The organism is Lysobacter silvisoli, assembly GCF_003382365.1.
GTDB lineage: Bacteria > Pseudomonadota > Gammaproteobacteria > Xanthomonadales > Xanthomonadaceae > Lysobacter > Lysobacter silvisoli.
Window position 1 is genome coordinate 409,778 of the sequence record NZ_QTSU01000003.1, and the last position, 15,224, is coordinate 425,001.

At 68.4% G+C, this 15,224-nt stretch carries 11 protein-coding genes; 4 read left to right on the plus strand and 7 right to left on the minus strand.

Features of this window, described 5'->3' with window-relative positions; genetic code table 11:
* Nucleotide 1 precedes the first annotated feature (1 nt).
* Entirely contained in the window at nt 2–1,300 is a 1,299-nt protein-coding gene (locus DX914_RS16885; RefSeq protein ID WP_115860900.1) for a type II toxin-antitoxin system HipA family toxin, read from the minus strand.
* The gene (locus DX914_RS16890; protein WP_115860902.1) at nt 1,300–2,175 is read right to left on the minus strand and encodes a helix-turn-helix transcriptional regulator; all 876 of its coding nucleotides are present in this window, start codon (nt 2,173–2,175) and stop codon (nt 1,300–1,302) included. The genes DX914_RS16885 and DX914_RS16890 overlap by 1 nt, the downstream gene beginning before the upstream one ends.
* Nucleotides 2,176–2,384: 209 nt before the next feature.
* On the opposite strand from DX914_RS16890, the gene DX914_RS16895 reads away from it, so the two are divergent.
* Both DX914_RS16895 and DX914_RS16900 read left to right on the plus strand, forming a co-directional pair.
* Nucleotides 2,385–4,052 (plus strand): serine hydrolase domain-containing protein, encoded by a 1,668-nt coding sequence (locus DX914_RS16895; RefSeq protein ID WP_158549380.1) that lies wholly within the window; start codon nt 2,385–2,387, stop codon nt 4,050–4,052.
* Nucleotides 4,053–4,185: 133 nt separating this feature from the next.
* The gene (locus tag DX914_RS16900; protein WP_115860906.1) at nt 4,186–6,084 is read left to right on the plus strand and encodes a M61 family metallopeptidase; all 1,899 of its coding nucleotides are present in this window, start codon (nt 4,186–4,188) and stop codon (nt 6,082–6,084) included.
* 34 nt (nt 6,085–6,118) lie between these two features.
* Here the strand turns inward: DX914_RS16900 and yjjJ are convergent, their stop codons facing one another.
* A complete protein-coding gene (yjjJ, locus tag DX914_RS16905) occupies nt 6,119–7,501 on the minus strand; it encodes a type II toxin-antitoxin system HipA family toxin YjjJ (protein ID WP_115860908.1) in 1,383 nt (460 codons plus the stop codon).
* A 273-nt stretch (nt 7,502–7,774) separates the two neighbouring features.
* The gene (locus tag DX914_RS16910) at nt 7,775–11,434 is read right to left on the minus strand and encodes an indolepyruvate ferredoxin oxidoreductase family protein (protein WP_425480703.1); all 3,660 of its coding nucleotides are present in this window, start codon (nt 11,432–11,434) and stop codon (nt 7,775–7,777) included.
* 279 nt (nt 11,435–11,713) lie between these two features.
* Between DX914_RS16910 and DX914_RS16915 the strand changes: the two genes are divergently transcribed.
* Entirely contained in the window at nt 11,714–12,034 is a 321-nt protein-coding gene (locus DX914_RS16915) for a cyclic-phosphate processing receiver domain-containing protein (protein ID WP_115860912.1), read from the plus strand.
* Nucleotides 12,031–12,555 (plus strand): hypothetical protein, encoded by a 525-nt coding sequence (locus DX914_RS16920; protein ID WP_147300715.1) that lies wholly within the window; start codon nt 12,031–12,033, stop codon nt 12,553–12,555. Before DX914_RS16915 ends, DX914_RS16920 begins: the two co-directional genes overlap by 4 nt.
* A gap of 63 nt (nt 12,556–12,618) precedes the next feature.
* On the opposite strand, the gene DX914_RS16925 is transcribed toward DX914_RS16920, so the two are convergent.
* The 3 genes from DX914_RS16925 to DX914_RS16935 all read right to left on the minus strand — a co-directional run bounded on the left by DX914_RS16925 (nt 12,619) and on the right by DX914_RS16935 (nt 15,209).
* Nucleotides 12,619–12,975 (minus strand): Imm51 family immunity protein, encoded by a 357-nt coding sequence (locus DX914_RS16925; RefSeq protein ID WP_115860916.1) that lies wholly within the window; start codon nt 12,973–12,975, stop codon nt 12,619–12,621.
* 82 nt (nt 12,976–13,057) lie between these two features.
* Entirely contained in the window at nt 13,058–14,197 is a 1,140-nt protein-coding gene (gene nagA, locus DX914_RS16930) for an N-acetylglucosamine-6-phosphate deacetylase (protein ID WP_115860918.1), read from the minus strand.
* Nucleotide 14,198: 1 nt separating this feature from the next.
* Nucleotides 14,199–15,209 carry an SIS domain-containing protein gene (locus tag DX914_RS16935; protein WP_115861257.1) on the minus strand — a complete coding sequence of 337 codons (1,011 nt, stop codon included), beginning with the start codon at nt 15,207–15,209 and terminating at the stop codon, nt 14,199–14,201.
* Between the last annotated feature and the right edge of the window lie 15 nt (nt 15,210–15,224).

The window sequence follows — 15,224 nt, forward strand, 5'->3', positions numbered from 1 at the left end:
ATTACGCCTGAGCGTTCGCCGCCAGATCCAATAGACGCAATGCGCGTTCGCAAGAGCGGGCGATCTGGTCGACCAGCCGCGGCAGCACCGCATGTTCGACGCCCTCGTGGCGCAGGGCCTCGAGTTCTGCGGCCGCGTGGTCCGGCAACGTTCGCGCCATGGCGTGCAAGGCGGTCCAGGCGAAATCCGCTTCCAGGGCCATGTCCCTGGCCAGGTAAACCCAATCCCTGGGTTGGATCTCCTGCCAGCGATAGTGATGGCCGACTTTCATCGCCATCTTGATCCTGTGATTATCCAGTTGCGGATAGGGCAGCGCGCTGGATATGTCGTAGACCGGTGCCAGGCGGGCGGCGCCGTTTTCGCCCAGCAACAAGGAGTAATTCTTGCCGTGCGCGTCCGTGCCGGCGATGAGCCAGTTGAAGATCAGGCTCAGGAACAAGGTTTCGACGTCCGCACGCGGCATCAGGGAGTGCTGGCGCAGCAGCGAGGCCATGGCCTGTGGCGACGGTCCGCCCTCGTTCTGGTATTTGCGCTGCGGCAGGATGCCCAGCGCCTGGCAGAAATCCTCCTGGTGGATGCGAAGCCAGGACCCGTCCGGCCCCGGCTGGCGGTCGTAGCGCTCCACGCAGATCGCGACCTCGCCGTCGAAGTTCGCCACTTGCGATCGCGCGCACGGGAGTCCGATCCGGCTGGCGAGCCGAAGACAGAAATGCTCGTTCTCCACGTAGCCGTCGTACTCGCTGCCGGGCGGCTTGAGGATGTGGGTGGTGGGTATGCGGCCGCTAGGCACCGCCCATCGTCCGTCCTCGTGCAGCAAGGCGATTTTGGGCTGCGCGCCGGCCAGGCTGAATTGGCCTACGTCGTCCGGGTTACGCGCGGCGCCGCTGTCCTGCTTTAGCCTGCGCAAGCGATCGCCGACTTCCGCTTCGCTCAGCCATTCCTTGTGATCGTCGCGGCCTTCGAGCAGCGCCTCCAGGCGTTCCGGCCGAACGAGCTGGATAGCACCGGCGCAGTCCTCGCCCACGTGCGACAGCAGCGCCAGGGGATTGCGGGCGGAGACCTGGAAGCGGGCCGCCCAGCGTTGCAAGGTGTGCTCGTTATCGGGCAACAGGCCCCATAGCAGCGCGGACACGATGTCCGGGTCGTCGTGCCGGTCCTGGGTCAGCGGCAGGCTGAGCGAGATCGGCATGGCGGCCATAGAATCGCGCCAGCCGGGCGCGTATTCGAAGCGCAAGCGTCCGGGCGTATCGCTGAGGAAGCGTCCGACGAACGTCTGGTTCAGCAGCGCCCAGAGTTCCATCAGCGATCCTTCTTGGACTTGGCGCCCGTGGGCTTAGGCTTCTTGCTCGCCTTCTTGGGTTTGCTGGCGGCTCGATTCTTCTTTGCGGTGGTTGCCGGTTTGGAGCTCGTTGCGGGCGCATCAGGCGCAGTCGTGCGGCCTGCGAGCGGGCTCGTCAGGGCGTCGACAAGCCGGCTGGATGCGGAATCGGCCAGCGGCGTCAGTCGATTCGTCGATGCGGGTGGATTGAGCAGGGTGCTGTAGATGTGGGTGGAGGCGGGATCGGTGAACTGCGTCAATCGGCCGATCGATCCCGGCGGATTGATCAGGGCATCGTAGGCTTTGGTGGCCGTGGGCTTGGCGAACTGCGTCGACCGATCGATCGATCCGGTTGGATTGATCAGAGCGTCGTAGGCCTTGACGGAGGTGGCGTCGGCGAATTGCGTCAAATGGTGGATCGAAGATGGATTGATCCGGGCATCGTAGGTCTGGATGGACGTGGGATCGGAGATTCGTGTCAGCTGACCGATCGATCCAGGGGGATTGATCAGAGCGTCATAGGCTTTGGTGGACGTGGGATCGGAGAGCTGCGTCAATCGCCAGGGCGAGTGCTGGTCCACGATGCGATTGATGTTCGCCGCAGGCACCGTATTGCCGCGCGGGGCCTCCGCCGGCGTTTTCTCTGCGGGATTTTCGCTACGCAGCAACAAGCCCAGAGCGTGCAGCGCGCGCAGCGCCAGATCCAGCTCGGCGCGCGGCTTGCCCTTCTCGATATCGATCACCCACTGGCGGCTGACGCCTATTTCCAGCGCCAGCTTGGCCTGATCCCAGCCCAGCTCCTTGCGCCGGTTGCGGATGACCGTGCCCAGGTCCTTGGGGGTCTTGATGAGGGCCATGGCGGGCCTCCCAAGTAAGCGTATGGTGACATCAGTATAATGTAATCGAACGTTTACATCAACTGAATGTTGTCGATCGATTACTTTTTATGTGTCCGTTCGAACACATAAGATAAATGTGTTCGAACGCATACTTGGTGGCGCTTAGCCAGCGGCTACCCGTATCGTCGCGCGTCGCCGCCCTTGTCGCCGCCCCTGGAGTTCGCCGCATGCGCCTTTGGATCCTGTCCTTCGCCCTGGCCGCTGCCAGCCTGCCCAGCGTCGCCGCGCCTGCGCCGTCGGCAGCCGCGGTCGCGCGCTATGCCCAGCGCCAGCTGCAAACCAACTACGCGCAGCACGGCCCCGGCGCCGCGCTGCTGGTCGCGCGCGGCGATCAGGTGCTGTACCGCGGCGCGCTGGGCGAGGCCAGCGTGGAGCTGGGCGTGCCGTTGTCGGCCGAGCGCGTGTTCCGCATCGGTTCGGTGACCAAGCAGTTCGCCGCCGCCGGCCTGCTCAAGCTGGTCGAGGCCGGCAAGGTCGGCCTGGACGATCCTTTGTCCAAGTACCTGCCCGACTATCCCAACGGCGCCAAGATCACGGTGCGCCAGTTGCTCAACCACACCTCCGGGGTCAAGAGTTACACCGGCATTCCCGGGGTGATGGCCGGCCCGATCCGCATGGACCTGAGCACCGCGCAGCTGATCGACACCTTCGAGCATCTGCCTGTGGATTTCGCGCCGGGCGAAAAGTGGGCCTACAACAATTCCGGCTACGTGCTGGTGGGCGCGGTGATCGAAGCCGCCAGCGGCCAGCCCTGGCACGAGTATCTGCAGCAGGCGCTGTTCCAGCCGCTGGGCCTGCAGCACACGCGCTGGGGCGACGACCACGCGCTGATCCCCGGCCAGGTGCAGGGCTACACGCTCAGCCACGGCGCGCCGGCACCGGCCAACTACGCCAGCATGAGCCAGCCGCACGCGGCCGGCGCGCTGGTGTCCACGGTCGACGACCTGCTGCGCTGGAACCGCGCGCTGCACGAGGGCAAGGTGCTGCGATCGGATCTGTACACGGCGATGATCACGCCCGAAGGCGCGGCCAAGGCCGAGCACTACGGTTACGGCATCGAGCACGCCGGCTTTCGCAATGGCGACGCGCTCGCGCACAGCGGCGGCATCTTCGGCTTCCTCTCGTTCCTGATCTACGTGCCGGGCAGCGACGTCAGCGTGGCCATCGTCCAGAACAGCGACCTGGTCGCGCGGGGCAAGCGCAATCCCGAGGTGCTGGCGCGCAAGATCGCCGCCTATGCGATCGGCCAGCCCTATCCGGAACCGGTCGCGGCGCGGCCGATCGAGCCGCAGCTCAAGCCGCTGGAAGGCGTGTACCGCATGGACGCCAACACCGCGCGGGCGATGCGCGTGGTCGGCGGGCGCCTGGTTTCGCAGCGCATCGGCGGCCAGCGCGTGCCGCTGGAGGCCCTGGGTAACGACGAATTCCTGTTCGAGGACGGTTTGAGCCGCCTGCGCTTCGAGCGCGACGCGCAGGGCCGCGCTACCGGCGTGCGCTTCTACCCCGATGGCGAAGGCGAGGGCATCTATTCGCGGCGCACCGACGAGGCCCTGCCGATCGAAACCGCCGCCATCGCCCTGCCCGCGGCCGCGCGCGAACGCGTGGTCGGCCGCTACGCGCGCGAGGGCCGTGTGCTGAGCGTGTTCCAGCAGGGCGAGCAGCTGATGGCGCAGATGACGGGCCAGCCGCCGTTCGCGCTGGCGGCGACCTCGCCGCACCGCTACACCGTGGACGCGGTGGGCGCGGTGCTGGAGTTCGCGCCCGAGTCCGGCCCGGCGCAGACCCTGACCCTGCGCCAGGGCGGCGCGGTGCTGGAGTTCAAGCGCGAGCCCTGAGCGGCGCGGCTCGCCAGTTGTGCCGCCTCGGGCATTGTGCGGCCCGCGGCGGCGAAACGTGACCTATGGGAGGGGAGCGCGCGGCCGGCGCACGTAGGATGCGGGATCGTCCCTGTTTCGCCGGAGCCGCTCCATGCCGCAGCGTTCGTCGCCCGCCCTGTTGCCCTTGCTGATCGCCGCGCTGTTGCCCGCCGCGGCGGCGGCGCAAACCGCCACGGCCGTGGCCGAGCGCGACTACGCCGGCACCATGAGCGTCGAGGTCGACGCCAGCGACGTGGTCCACCGCGTATTCCGCACCCGCCAGCGCATTCCGGTGCAGGCCGGCCCGCTGACCCTGTGGTATCCGCAATGGCTGCCGGGCAACCACTCGCCCACCGGTCCGATCAACAAACTCGCCGGCCTGCAGATCAGCGGCAACGGCCAGCGGATCGCCTGGACCCGCGATCCGCTCGACGTCTACGCCTTCCGCCTGAGCGTGCCCGAGGGCGTGAGCGCGATCGAGGTCGCGTTCGACTACCTCTCGCCCACCGGCGGCGACCAGGGCCGCGTGGTCATGGGCCAGGACCTGCTGAGTTTGCAATGGAACGCGGTGGCGCTGTACCCGGCCGGCTACGACGCCGGCCGCATCGCGGTGTCGCCGTCGCTGAAGCTGCCCGCGGGCTGGGGTTCGGGCACCGCGCTGGAAGTGGAATCGCGGCAGGGCGACACCGTGCGCTACAAGCCGGTGTCGTTCGAAACCCTGGTCGACTCGCCGCTGTTCGCCGGCCGCCACTATCGCCAGGTCGACCTGGCGCCCGGCGCCCAGGTGCCGGTGCGTCTGAACGTGGTCGCCGACGCGCCCAAGTACCTGGAGGCCAAGCCCGAGCAACTGAGCGCGCACCGGCGCATGGTCGAGCAGGCGCTGCGGCTGTTCCGCTCGCAGCATTACGACCACTACGACTTCCTGTTCTCGTTGTCGGATCAGATTGGCGGCATCGGCCTGGAACACCACCGCTCCAGCGAGAACGGCGTGGACCCGGAGTACTTCACCGACTGGGACAAGAACCCGATCGGCCGCGACCTGCTCGCGCACGAGTTCGTGCACTCCTGGAACGGCAAGTTCCGCCGCCCGGTGGATCTGGACACGCCGCATTTCAACGTGCCCATGCAGGACAGCCTGCTCTGGGTCTACGAAGGCCAGACCCAGTACTGGGGCTATGTGCTGACGGCGCGTGCGGGCATGTGGAAGGAGCAGACCGCGCGCGATGCGCTGGCGATGACCGCGGCCACCTACGCGCTGGATCGCCCCGGCTTCGCCTGGCGCAACGTGCAGGACACCACCAACGATCCCATCATCGCCCTGCGCCGGCCGCAGGCCTACCGCAGCCAGCAGCTCAGCGAGGACTACTACGCCGCCGGCCAGCTGATCTGGCTGGCGGTGGACGCCAAGCTGCGCGAACTCAGCGGCGAGCGCCGCAGCCTGGACGATTTCGCCGCCGCGTTCTTCGGCGTCGACGACGGCAGCTACGCGGTCAAGACCTACACCTTCGACGATGTGACCGCCGCGCTGGACGGCGTGGCCAAGCACGACTGGGCCGCGTTCCTGCGCAGCCGCCTGGACGCCAATGCCGCGCCGCTGGACGGCCTGGCCGCGGCCGGCTGGCGCCTGGTCTACAGCGACCAGCCCAGCGACTACGTCAAGCAGAGCGAGGGCATGCGCAAGGTCACCGACCTGAACTGGTCGCTGGGCATGGTGGTGGCCAACAAGGACAACGCGGTGAGCACGGTGCGCTGGGACGGCCCAGCCTTCAACGCCGGCCTGGCGCCGGGCTGCAACCTGCTCGCGGTCAACGGCTACGCCTACGAGGGCGAGCGGCTCAAGGACGCGATCACCGCGGCCAAGGAGCAGGGCACGCCGATCGAGTTGATCGTCAAGCAGGGCGACGCGGTGCGCAGCGTGCGCATCGATTACCGCGAGGGGCTGAAGTATCCGAGCCTGGAGCGCATCCCCGGTACGCCGGATCGTTTGTCGAAGATCCTGGCGCCGAAGTGAGTGGCTCCGCGCGGCATTGCGCCGCCGTCTGGCGCTAGTTTCCGAAGCGCTGCAGCGCTTGCTCGATGCGTAGCGCGTTGCTCGCCGCCACCGCACGAAACGCTGGACCTATGCGCGTATCGTCCTGCGCGCGCCGCCACAGGTCCAGAGCGGCGCTGCCAGCCCATTGCCACGCCGCTAGGTCGCCAGTGGGCAGCGGCAATTCGTAGGGGCGTTGGTGCACGGCGCCGCCCGCGCCTGGGCGATAGTGCATCGGCAGCATGTCGTAGACCGGCGCCAGTGCCACTTGCAGCCGCTGCGGTTCGGTATGAAAGCTCAGGTTGCCGAAATGCATGTCGGTGTTGCCGATGAAACGACCGAACAGGTGCAGCCGGCGGATGCGTTCGGCATCGGCGGCGGAAACGATGCCTTCGCGTTGCAGTGCTGCCGCGGCGGCAGGCCATTGGTGTGGGTCGCTGCCGGTATAGGCCGCATCCAGCGCGCGTAGGGTGGTAGTGCCGCGGCGGCCGCGCTGAGGCGTGCGGTCGAAGCGCATGGATTGCAGAAAACGCCAGCCCTCGCTGTCGATCAGCTCGCTGGACGCGGCTGCGATTCCGTGTTCGGTCAGTACTTGTCCGGCCAAGTGTTCGCAAACCAGCAGGTTGACCCAGCGCCGCGCGGTAGCGTTGTCGGGATCGTGACGGGCGAACTTGACGATCACCGATATGCGCTCGCCGTTGTCGGCGTCCAGTTCAGCGGTGAACTTGGGTTGCTCGCCGCCGGCGGAGGAGCCGGCGATCTCGCCGGCCTCGGCGGCCAGCGCGCGCTGGGGATAGACGGCTGTACGTTGCTGCGGCGCGATCAAGGTGTCGAGGTTGTCCAATACCGTGTCCAACAGGGCCTGCTCCAACGCGGCCTCGCCCAGCACCAGGTCGCCGGGCAGGTCGTCGCCGCGACGCAACAGTGCGATCAGCACGTCGTCGGCGGTCCAGTCCTCGGGATTTTCCGGCACGCCCAGTTCGGCGGCATGGCGGCGCGCGAACGCGCGGCCCAGGAAGCCCTGCGGGCGCAGGTCGTAGAGGAACCAGGGCAGGTCCGTATATTGGCCTTCGTCGAACTCGCCGTGCGGGTACAGCGGCAGCGCGCGCGGCGAGCGCAGCAGCCAGCCTCCGTATAAGGCTTGCAACTCGCCTAAGGTGTCGGGGCGTCCTTTGAGGCCGATGCGGTACAGCGGCCAGCGATTGCCGGCACGGCCCACATCGCGCGCCAGCGCATAGCGGCTGGCGCGCGCGTGGCCTATGCGTACCAGCGCGGGGCCCAGGTCCGCCAATGCGCGCGAGACGGTGGGCTGGCTGATGCCCAACTGCGCAGCTAGGGCGGCGGCGGTGTGCGGGCCCCAGCGCAGTAAGGCTTCCACCGCTTGACTATGCCGGCTCATGGATTTTGAATCAATTTGTGAATAGATACACTACATCTAAAAGCACATGCTAATCAACAACTAAATCCCTTAGTCGGCCAAAACATCGACATATTTTGAATTGATTTTTGAATAGATATACTCACGGCACCCTGGCGCCGCGAAGCGGCGCCAGGGTGCCGTGACATGAAGATTTTGTCAATTCCGAAACGCTACCGCCGGGCGTTCGTCGATGCGTCAAGACAAAAGCCCCGCTCACGCGGGGCCTGTGTCGAACGTCGCTAACGCGCCCGCTTACGCCGCCTGCACGATCCGCAGCGGATTGCGGTACTGCTTGATCAGCTCCGCCTCGCGCTCCTTGGCCTTATGCAGGTGCGCTTCCTTGACGTGGCCGTAGCCGCGGATGTGTTCCGGGATCGAGGCGATCTCGGCGGCCAGGTCGACGTTGCCGCCGTCCAGCGTGGCCAGCAGGTCGCTCACGGTCTGCTCGTACTCGCCGATCAGGCGGCGCTCCATCTTGCGCTCCTCGGTGTAGCCGAAGATGTCGAGCTTGCCGCCGCGCAGCTTGCGCAGCTTGGCCATCCACTTGAACGCGGTGAACACCCAGGGGCCGAATTCCTGCTTGATCAGGCGGCCCTGCGCGTCCTTCTTGGCCAGCAGCGGCGGAGCGAGGTGGAACTTGAGGGTGTAGTCGCCGTCGAACTGCTGCTGCAGGCGGCGCTGGAACTCGCCGCTGGTGTAAAGGCGCGCCACTTCGTACTCGTCCTTATAGGCCATGAGCTTGAAGAAGTAGCGCGCCACCGCCTCGGCCAGGTCGGTGGAGCCCGGCGCCTTGGCCGCTTCGGCCGCGCGCACCTTGGCCACGAAGTCGCTGTAGCGCTTGGCGTAGGCGGCGTCCTGGTAGTCGGTGAGGAAGGCGATGCGGCGCGCGATCAGTTCGTCCAGCGAACGCGACAGGCGCAGGTCGTCCAGCGGCAGGAAGGCGACGTTGTCGCCCTCGGCGCTGGCCGGCACATGGCGCAGTTCGTCCTCGTTGCGGGTGCTGCGCGGGGCCGAGGTCGCGCCCCACTCGTTGCCTTCCCACTCGCCGGGCTTGAGGTGCGGCAGATCGCGCGGGGTGGCTTCGGCGCGGGTCGGCGCGTTGCGCACCAGGCCGGCGGCCTCGGCCACGGCGGCCGGGTCGACCACGGCCAGGCGGCCCCAGGCGAAGGCGGTCTTGTTCATTTCGATCGCCGCGCCGTTGAGCTCGACCGCGCGCATCAGCGCGTCGAACGCGATCGGCACCAGGCCGCGCTGCCAGGCGTAGCCCAGGATGAACAAATTGGTGGCGATGGCGTCGCCCATCAGCGCGGTGGCCAGCTGGGTGGCGTCGACCACGTGCGGGTCCTGGCCGCCCAGCGCGACCTTGACCGCGGCGACGATGTCGGTGGCCGGGAACTGCATGTCCGGGCGCGTGGTGAAGGTGCCCGGCATGGCTTCGTAGCTGTTGAGCACGACCGCGCTGCGGCCGGCGCGCACCTTGGACAGCGCCCAGTAGTCGTTGACCACGACCATGTCGCAGCCCAGCACCAGGTCGGCCTCGCCGGCGGCGATGCGCACGGCGTGGATGTCGGCCGGGGTCTTGGCGATGCGGATGTGGGTGGTGACCGCGCCGCCCTTCTGGGCCAGGCCGGTCTGGTCCAGCACCGAGGCGCCCTTGCCTTCCAGGTGGCCGGCCATGCCCAGCAGCGCGCCGATGGTGACCACGCCGGTACCGCCCACGCCGGTGATCAGGATGTTCCAGGGCTGGTCCAGCGCCGGCAGCTGCGGCAGCGGCAGGTCGGCCAGGCGATCCTTGGCGTTGCTGCCCTTCTTCTTCTTCAGCCCGCCGCCGTGCACGGTGACGAAGCTCGGGCAGAAGCCGTTGACGCAGGAATAGTCCTTGTTGCAGTTGGACTGGTCGATCTCGCGCTTGCGCCCGAACTCGGTTTCCTTGGGCAGCACCGACACGCAGAACGACTTCTTGCCGCAGTCGCCGCAGCCTTCGCAGACCAGGCTGTTGACCATCACCCGCTTCTGCGGATCGACCATCTTGCCGCGCTTGCGGCGGCGGCGCTTTTCGGTGGCGCAAGTCTGGTCGTAGATCAGCACCGACACGCCCTTGGTCTCGCGCAGGCGCTTTTGCACCTCGTCGAGTTCCTTGCGGTCGTAGAACTCCATCTCGCCCGGGAAGATCTCGCGCTTGCTCCACTTGGCGATGTCGTCGGACACCAGCACGATGGTCTGCACGCCCTCGCTGCGCACCTGGTGCGCGATCTGCGGCACCGACAGGGTGCCGTCGACGGGCTGGCCGCCGGTCATGGCGACCGCGTCGTTGTAGAGGATCTTGTAGGTGATGTTGACGCCGGTGGCCACCGACTGGCGGATCGCCAGCGAGCCGGAATGGAAGTAGGTGCCGTCGCCCAGGTTCTGGAACACGTGCGGCGTTTCGGTGAACGCCGCCTGGCCCGACCAGGTCACGCCTTCGCCGCCCATGTGGGTGAAGGTGTCGGTGCTGCGGTCCATCCAGGTCACCATGTAGTGGCAACCGATGCCGCCCAGCGCGCGCGAGCCTTCCGGCACCACGGTGGAGGTGTTGTGCGGGCAGCCCGAGCAGTAGTGCGGCACGCGCGGGAAGGCCGCGCGCGGCAGCGCCAGCTCGCTTTCCTTCTCCGCCATCCAGCGCAGCACGTTCTCCATCCGCTCGGAGTTGCTGCCTTCAACCATGTTGCTACGTTGGATGCGGCGCGCGATCACGCCGGCGATGCGCGCCGGGGTCAGCTCGCCGGTGGACGGCAGGATCCACTCGCCGCTCTCGTCGTACTTGCCGACGATGGACGGGCGTTCGCCGCCGCCCCAGTTGTACATCGACTCCTTCATCTGGCTTTCGATGAAGGCGTGTTTCTCCTCGACCACCACGATGTCCTGCAGGCCGCGCACGAACGCGCGCAGGCCCACCGGCTCCAGCGGCCAGGTCATGCCGACCTTGTACACGCGGATGCCCAGCTCCGAACACGCGCGCGCGTCCAGGCCCAGGTATTCCAGCGCCTGCAGCACGTCCAGGTAGCTCTTGCCGGTGGTGATGATGCCCAGGCGCGCGTTGGGCGAATCGATCACGGTGCGGTCGATCTTGTTGGCGCGCGCGAACGCCTGCGCGGCCTTGACCGCGTACTGGTGCAGGCGCATTTCCTGATCCATCGGCGGATCGGGCCAGCGGATGTTGAGGCCGCCCGGCGGCAGTTCGAAATCGTCCGGGGTGACGATCTGCAGCGCCAGCGGATTCACGTCCACCGAGGCCGAGGATTCCACGGTCTCGGCGATGGTCTTGAAGCCGACCCAGCGGCCGGTGTAGCGCGACATCGCCCAGCCGACCAGGCCCATGTCCAGGATGTCCTGCACGCCGGCCGGGTTGAGGATGGGCATCATCGCGCTGACGAACTCGCCTTCCGAGCCGTGCGGCAGGGTCGAGGAGCGGCAGGCGTGGTCGTCGGCGGCCAGCGCCAGCACGCCGCCGTACTTGCCGGTGCCGGCGGCGTTGGCGTGCTTGAACACGTCGCCGGTGCGGTCCACGCCCGGGCCCTTGCCGTACCACATGCCGTACACGCCCTCGACCTTGGCGCCGGGGAACAGGTTGGTCTGCTGGGTGCCCCAGACCATGGTCGCGCCCAGGTCCTCGTTGAGGCCGGGGGTGAACTTCACGCCGGCCGCTTCCAGGTGCTTGCGCGCGCGCCACAGCTCCAGATCGAAGCCGCCCAGCGGCGAGCCGCGGTAGCCGGAGATGAAACCGCCGGTGTTGAGGCCGGCGGCCTGGTCGCGCAGGCGCTGCATCAGCGGCAGCCGCACCAGCGCCTGCACGCCGGACAGATAGATGCGCCCTTCCTCTCGCGTGTACTTGTGTTCGAGGGTGTAGTCGGGGTCCAGGACGCTGTTGGTCAGGTCCGTGTTCGCCGACGAGGGCGAGCTGAGTTCGGCGGTGCTGGTCATGGGCGGGCTCTCGCGGCGGTGCCGCGGGTGGGCTGGCGGGGGGAGGGACGTGGGGCGTCCGCGCGCGGGGCGGCTAGGACCGGCTTCCGAGCAAAGACTCGGAATTATACCAACCGTGCCGAATCCGGCGGCTAGGCGGCTCCCGGGCACGCCCAGCGTGCGGCTGCGCGGGCCTGAAATCGCTTACGGGCGCGGTTTCCCAGCGCGGCGGAGGCGGGTTAAGGTCGCCGCATGCGCGTTTACCTGGACGACGAACGAACCACGCCGGAGGGCTGGCTGCGGGTGTACTGGCCCGACGAGGCCATCGCCTTGCTGCGCCAGGGCGGCGTCGTCGAACTCAGCCTGGACCACGATCTGGGCGACGATGCGCGCGGCACCGGCTACGACGTGGTCGCCTGGATCGAAGAGGCCGTGTTCCTGCACGGCTTCCGCCCGCCGAAGATCTCGGTGCACTCGGCCAATCCTTCGGCGCGGGCGCGGATGGAGGCGGGGATCGCGGCGATCGTGCGCCTGGCGGCGGAGGTCGAGGCCGGGCGGGGAGCGCCATCGTGAGCATGGCCGCGCGGTGGTTGCCGTATGCCTTGCTGGCCGCGATGGCCACCGCTGCAGACGCATCGCCGCCAGGTTGGCGTGCTCCGAGCGCTGCCGAGCTGGCCGATCCGGAGCGCAAGGCATCCACGACGGCCTACGCGCGCGCCGTGGCCGACTACAACGGCGACGGCCGCGACGATACCGCGGTGCTCCTCAAGCGCAGGCACGACGGAGCCCAGGCCTTATGGGTGCATTTGTCCGCGGCAGACGGCGCGATCTGGCTCAAGCTCGCTGAAATCGATTTGGGCGACGAGCATCGCGACGCACCCTTGATCATGGCCATCGACACGGCCAAGCCCGGCGTCGTCGCCTATGGCTGCTTCGACGGCGACGACGATTGCAATTTCGGTTTCGAAGCGCAGCGCCCCAAATTGCGCTTGAAGGATCCGGCGATCAACTACTACAAGTTCGGCAGCGCGGCGTCGCTGTTCTTCTGGAGCCGTTCGCGGCAGAAGTTCCTGCGTGTCTGGCTGAGCGACTGAGCGGCGCGCCCGGCCGCGGTCACTGGGCATGCGGCTGCCTGTGATGCAGTCGGCCGCTACGGCTCAGTCGAGCTCGGCGCGCGACAGCAGGTCGCGCAACGCGTCGTCGTCGCGATACACCGCGCGCATCGCCGCGCCTAGCGCTTCCAGGTCGGCGCGTTCGCCGGTTACCGACAGCATGCCGGCCTCCGGATCGAAGCGCAGCCGGCCTTGCAGCTGCGGCAGCCGCTCGGCCACCACGACCTGCGCCAGCGAGCCCCAGTCATAACCGTTACCGCTCCAGCCCTGATCTTCGCGTTCGGCGAACAGGTGCTGCTTGGCTTCCATGCCCGGCTCGGCCAACAGCAGCGAGCGGTGGCCGTTGCGGTCCATGAGGATGAAGGGGGCGTAGCTGCTGCGGTCGGTGCGGTCGTCGCTCATGTCGAATCCTTCGTCGGCGCGGTGCGCCCGACCGCGCTGGCGCGCAGACCGGCGGGCGCGCCGATCATAGCGCTCGCCGGCTTCAGCGCTGTCCTGCGATCCAGCTGTCGGCGACGCGCAGCTCGTCGTCCAGCGCCACCAGGTCGGCGCGATACCCCGGCGCGATCCGGCCCAGCTCGTGGCCCAGGCCGAGGAATTCGGCCGGGTACGTCGACGCCATGCGGCAGGCCTCGTCCAGCGGCAGGCCCAAACGTTCCACGGTGTTGCGCACCGCGGTGGCCATGTCCAGCGCCGAGCCGGCCAGGGTGCCGTCGGCGGTGCTGCACTTGCCGTCGCGGCAGGTCATGGTCTGGCCGTAGAGCACGAAGTCCTCGCGCTGGCCGCCCACCGGCGGCATGGCGTCGGTGACCAACAGGATCTTGCCGCGCGGCTTGGCGGCGATGGCGATGCGCAGCGAGGCGTCGTGCACGTGTTCGCCGTCGACGATCACGCCGCACCAGCTGTCGGCGTCGTCCAGCGCCGCGCCCACGCCGCCGGGTTCGCGGCTGCCCATCGGCGTCATCGCGTTGAACAGGTGGGTCACGCCGCGCACGCCGTTGCCGAAAGCGCGGCGCAGGCGTTCGTAATCGGCCGCGGTGTGGCCGGCGCAGACCAGCACGCCGCGTTCGGCCAGCGCGCGCAGGGTGGCGTCGTCGAAACGCTCCGGCGCCAGCGTCAACATGGTCTTGCCCACGCCCAGCGAGGCGATGCGGTCGAGTTCGGCTGCGTCCGGGGTGTGGAACTTGTCGGGGTTGTGCACACCCTTGCGCGCGGACGCCAGGTAGGGGCCTTCCAGGTGGATGCCGAGGATGCCGGGCACGCCCAAGGCGATGGCTTCGCGCACCGCGGCGATCGCGCGCAGCATCACGTCCACGTCGTCGCTGATCAGCGTGGGCATCAGGCCGGTGCTGCCGTATTGGCGGTGCGCCGACGCGATCGCGCGCAGGCCCTCCACGGTAGGCGCATCGTTGAACAGCACGTCACCGCCGCCGTTGACCTGGGTGTCGATAAAGCCGGGCACCAGGCTGCGCCCTTGCAGATCCACCGCCTGCGCGCCGGCCGGCGCGGGACCGGGCAGCACCGCGACGATGTGCCCGTCTTCGACGATCACGCTGAGGTCGGATTCGAAGCCGCGTTCGCTCAGCACGCGGCCGTTGACGAAGGCGGTGGCGGGCGCGGACATGTCAGACGGTCTCGGTGACCTTGTTCAAATGCGGCGGCAGATCGGGATTGTGCCCGCGCGCCACCGACAGCGCGTTGGCGGCCTTGTAGAAGCTGGCCACGGTCAGCAGCGGCGTCATCGCCGGATGCAGCGAGCGCGCCAGCGGCAGGCTGCCGGCGCCGCCGCGGCCCGGCGCGGCCAGCCACACCGGCGCGCCGCGCGAGCGGAATTCTTCGGCCACCGCCACCGTGCTGTCGCCGGTGCCGTCGTCCTGGGCGAAGGCCAGCACCGGGAAGCCGGGGCCGACGATGGCCATGGGTCCGTGCTTGACCTCGGCGCTGCTGAAGGCCTCGGCGTGCAGCCCGCAGGTTTCCTTGAATTTCAGCGCCGCTTCCTGCGCTGCGCCCAGGCCCAGGCCACGGCCGATCACGAACAGGTTGCGCGCGCCGACCAGGCCCTCGACCAGCGGCGACCAGTCCTGCGCGAACGAGGCGCGCAGCGCGTCGGGCAGTTCGTGCACGGCATTGAACAGCGCCGCGTCGTTGCTCCAGCGCGCGGTCAGCTGCAGCAGCGCGGACAGCGAACACAGATAGCTCTTGGTCGCCGCCACGCTGGTTTCCGGGCCGGCGTGCAGGCCCAGCACGGTATCGGCCAGGCCGGCCAGCGGCGAATCCAGCACGTTGACCAGCGCCAGCACGTGGGCGCCGGCGGCCTTGGCGATCTCGGCGTTGCGCAGCAGGTCCGGGCTCTTGCCCGACTGCGAGATCGCCACGAACAAAGCGCCGTCCAGCTGCGGGCGCACCGCGTAGACCGAGCCCACCGAGGGCGAGGCCGACGCGGTGACCAGGCCCAGCTGGGTTTCGAACAGGTATTTGCCGTAGGTGGCGGCGTGGTCGGAGCTGCCGCGCGCGCAGGTGACGATGAAGCGCGGCGGGCGCTGGCGCAGGTAGTCGGTCAGATCGTCGACCGCGTCGGCATTGGCGGCGAACTGCCGCGCGACCGCCTCGCCGGCTTCCTGCGCCTCGGCGTACATGCGCGTGGCGGTGGG

What these genes read in the sequence shown, in the direction of transcription:
- nagA (WP_115860918.1), bottom strand. Translation starts at nt 14,197, where the DNA reads ATGTCCGCGCCCGCCACCGCCTTCGTCAACGGCCGCGTGCTGAGCGAA.
- DX914_RS16915 (WP_115860912.1), top strand. Translation starts at nt 11,714, where the DNA reads ATGCGCGTTTACCTGGACGACGAACGAACCACGCCGGAGGGCTGGCTG.
- DX914_RS16935 (WP_115861257.1), bottom strand. Translation starts at nt 15,209, where the DNA reads ATGTACGCCGAGGCGCAGGAAGCCGGCGAGGCGGTCGCGCGGCAGTTC.
- yjjJ (WP_115860908.1), bottom strand. Translation starts at nt 7,501, where the DNA reads ATGAGCCGGCATAGTCAAGCGGTGGAAGCCTTACTGCGCTGGGGCCCG.
- DX914_RS16900 (WP_115860906.1), top strand. Translation starts at nt 4,186, where the DNA reads ATGCCGCAGCGTTCGTCGCCCGCCCTGTTGCCCTTGCTGATCGCCGCG.
- DX914_RS16890 (WP_115860902.1), bottom strand. Translation starts at nt 2,175, where the DNA reads ATGGCCCTCATCAAGACCCCCAAGGACCTGGGCACGGTCATCCGCAAC.
- DX914_RS16885 (WP_115860900.1), bottom strand. Translation starts at nt 1,300, where the DNA reads ATGGAACTCTGGGCGCTGCTGAACCAGACGTTCGTCGGACGCTTCCTC.
- DX914_RS16925 (WP_115860916.1), bottom strand. Translation starts at nt 12,975, where the DNA reads ATGAGCGACGACCGCACCGACCGCAGCAGCTACGCCCCCTTCATCCTC.
- DX914_RS16895 (WP_158549380.1), top strand. Translation starts at nt 2,385, where the DNA reads ATGCGCCTTTGGATCCTGTCCTTCGCCCTGGCCGCTGCCAGCCTGCCC.